Origin of the sequence: Pseudomonas sp. SB113, assembly GCF_040754745.1 — a bacterium.
GTDB lineage: Bacteria > Pseudomonadota > Gammaproteobacteria > Pseudomonadales > Pseudomonadaceae > Aquipseudomonas > Aquipseudomonas grimontii.
Genome location: NZ_JBFMHW010000052.1, coordinates 1 through 3,231, shown reverse-complemented (window position 1 = coordinate 3,231; position 3,231 = coordinate 1). Strand labels below are relative to the sequence as shown.

Below are 3,231 nucleotides of genomic sequence, written 5' to 3'. Positions count from 1 at the left end.
CCAGTTGGCCTCGCTTCAGCAAATTGGGTATGTGACAGCTTTCGGTGTTTTGTGAACATCGAACTTTCGGTTCGTTGCGTCTTCACACACCGCAATCTGATGCTTCTACTTGTTTCCAAGTCAGGAGTAGTCAAATTGCTTGGGTGTTATATGGTCAAGCCTCACGGGCAATTAGTATTGGTTAGCTCAACGCCTCACAGCGCTTACACACCCAACCTATCAACGTCGTAGTCTTCGACGGCCCTTCAGGGGACTCAAGGTCCCAGTGAGATCTCATCTTGAGGCTAGTTTCCCGCTTAGATGCTTTCAGCGGTTATCTATTCCGAACATAGCTACCCGGCAATGCCACTGGCGTGACAACCGGAACACCAGAGGTTCGTCCACTCCGGTCCTCTCGTACTAGGAGCAGCCCCTCTCAAATCTCAAACGTCCACGGCAGATAGGGACCGAACTGTCTCACGACGTTCTAAACCCAGCTCGCGTACCACTTTAAATGGCGAACAGCCATACCCTTGGGACCGGCTTCAGCCCCAGGATGTGATGAGCCGACATCGAGGTGCCAAACACCGCCGTCGATATGAACTCTTGGGCGGTATCAGCCTGTTATCCCCGGAGTACCTTTTATCCGTTGAGCGATGGCCCTTCCATACAGAACCACCGGATCACTAAGACCTACTTTCGTACCTGCTCGACGTGTCTGTCTCGCAGTCAAGCGCGCTTTTGCCTTTATACTCTACGACCGATTTCCGACCGGTCTGAGCGCACCTTCGTACTCCTCCGTTACTCTTTAGGAGGAGACCGCCCCAGTCAAACTACCCACCATACACTGTCCTCGATCCGGATAACGGACCTGAGTTAGAACCTCAAAGTTGCCAGGGTGGTATTTCAAGGTTGGCTCCACGCAGACTGGCGTCCACGCTTCAAAGCCTCCCACCTATCCTACACAAGCAAATTCAAAGTCCAGTGCAAAGCTATAGTAAAGGTTCACGGGGTCTTTCCGTCTAGCCGCGGATACACTGCATCTTCACAGCGATTTCAATTTCACTGAGTCTCGGGTGGAGACAGCGCCGCCATCGTTACGCCATTCGTGCAGGTCGGAACTTACCCGACAAGGAATTTCGCTACCTTAGGACCGTTATAGTTACGGCCGCCGTTTACCGGGGCTTCGATCAAGAGCTTCGCGTTAGCTAACCCCATCAATTAACCTTCCGGCACCGGGCAGGCGTCACACCCTATACGTCCACTTTCGTGTTTGCAGAGTGCTGTGTTTTTAATAAACAGTCGCAGCGGCCTGGTATCTTCGACCGGCATGAGCTTACGGAGCAAGTCCTTCACCCTCACCGGCGCACCTTCTCCCGAAGTTACGGTGCCATTTTGCCTAGTTCCTTCACCCGAGTTCTCTCAAGCGCCTTGGTATTCTCTACCCAACCACCTGTGTCGGTTTGGGGTACGGTTCCTGGTTACCTGAAGCTTAGAAGCTTTTCTTGGAAGCATGGCATCAACCACTTCGTTACCTAAAAGGTAACTCGTCATCAGCTCTCGGCCTTAGAATCCCGGATTTACCTAAGATTCCAGCCTACCACCTTAAACTTGGACAACCAACGCCAAGCTGGCCTAGCCTTCTCCGTCCCTCCATCGCAATAACCAGAAGTACAGGAATATTAACCTGTTTTCCATCGACTACGCTTTTCAGCCTCGCCTTAGGGACCGACTAACCCTGCGTCGATTAACGTTGCGCAGGAAACCTTGGTCTTTCGGCGTGGGTGTTTTTCACACCCATTATCGTTACTCATGTCAGCATTCGCACTTCTGATACCTCCAGCAAGCTTCTCAACTCACCTTCACAGGCTTACAGAACGCTCCTCTACCGCATCACTTACGTGATACCCGTAGCTTCGGTGTATGGTTTGAGCCCCGTTACATCTTCCGCGCAGGCCGACTCGACTAGTGAGCTATTACGCTTTCTTTAAAGGGTGGCTGCTTCTAAGCCAACCTCCTAGCTGTCTAAGCCTTCCCACATCGTTTCCCACTTAACCATAACTTTGGGACCTTAGCTGACGGTCTGGGTTGTTTCCCTTTTCACGACGGACGTTAGCACCCGCCGTGTGTCTCCCATGCTCGGCACTTGTAGGTATTCGGAGTTTGCATCGGTTTGGTAAGTCGGGATGACCCCCTAGCCGAAACAGTGCTCTACCCCCTACAGTGATACATGAGGCGCTACCTAAATAGCTTTCGAGGAGAACCAGCTATCTCCGAGCTTGATTAGCCTTTCACTCCGATCCACAGGTCATCCGCTAACTTTTCAACGGTAGTCGGTTCGGTCCTCCAGTTAGTGTTACCCAACCTTCAACCTGCCCATGGATAGATCGCCCGGTTTCGGGTCTATTCCCAGCGACTAGACGCCCTATTAAGACTCGCTTTCGCTACGCCTCCCCTATTCGGTTAAGCTCGCCACTGAAAATAAGTCGCTGACCCATTATACAAAAGGTACGCAGTCACCCAACAAAGTGGGCTCCCACTGCTTGTACGCATACGGTTTCAGGATCTATTTCACTCCCCTCTCCGGGGTTCTTTTCGCCTTTCCCTCACGGTACTAGTTCACTATCGGTCAGTCAGTAGTATTTAGCCTTGGAGGATGGTCCCCCCATATTCAGACAAAGTTTCTCGTGCTCCGTCCTACTCGATTTCATGACTAAGAGATTTTCGCGTACAGGGCTATCACCCACTATGGCCGCACTTTCCAGAGCGTTCCGCTAATCTCAAAGCCACTTAAGGGCTAGTCCCCGTTCGCTCGCCACTACTAAGGGAATCTCGGTTGATTTCTTTTCCTCAGGGTACTTAGATGTTTCAGTTCCCCTGGTTCGCCCCTTACACCTATGTATTCAGTGTAAGGTAACCATCTTATGATGGCTGGGTTCCCCCATTCAGACATCTCCGGATCAAAGTCTGTTTGCCGACTCCCCGAAGCTTTTCGCAGGCTACCACGTCTTTCATCGCCTCTGACTGCCAAGGCATCCACCGTATGCGCTTCTTCACTTGACCATATAACCCCAAGCAATCTGGTTATACTGTGAAGACGACATTCGCCGAAAATTCGATAATACTCAATTAAGAGTTACTCACAAATTTTACCTTAGCCTGATCCGTTACCAGTGAAAGTAACGTTCAGTCTATCTTTCTATCACATACCCAAATTTTTAAAGAACGATCTAATCAAAGACTAGAAATCAA

General features: G+C 50.7%; 1 rRNA gene. It reads right to left on the bottom strand.

The features are described 5' to 3' along the window. Positions 1 to 150 precede the first annotated feature (150 nt). A 23S ribosomal RNA gene (locus AB1462_RS31315) occupies positions 151 to 3,042 on the bottom strand. Positions 3,043 to 3,231: the final 189 nt, after the last annotated feature.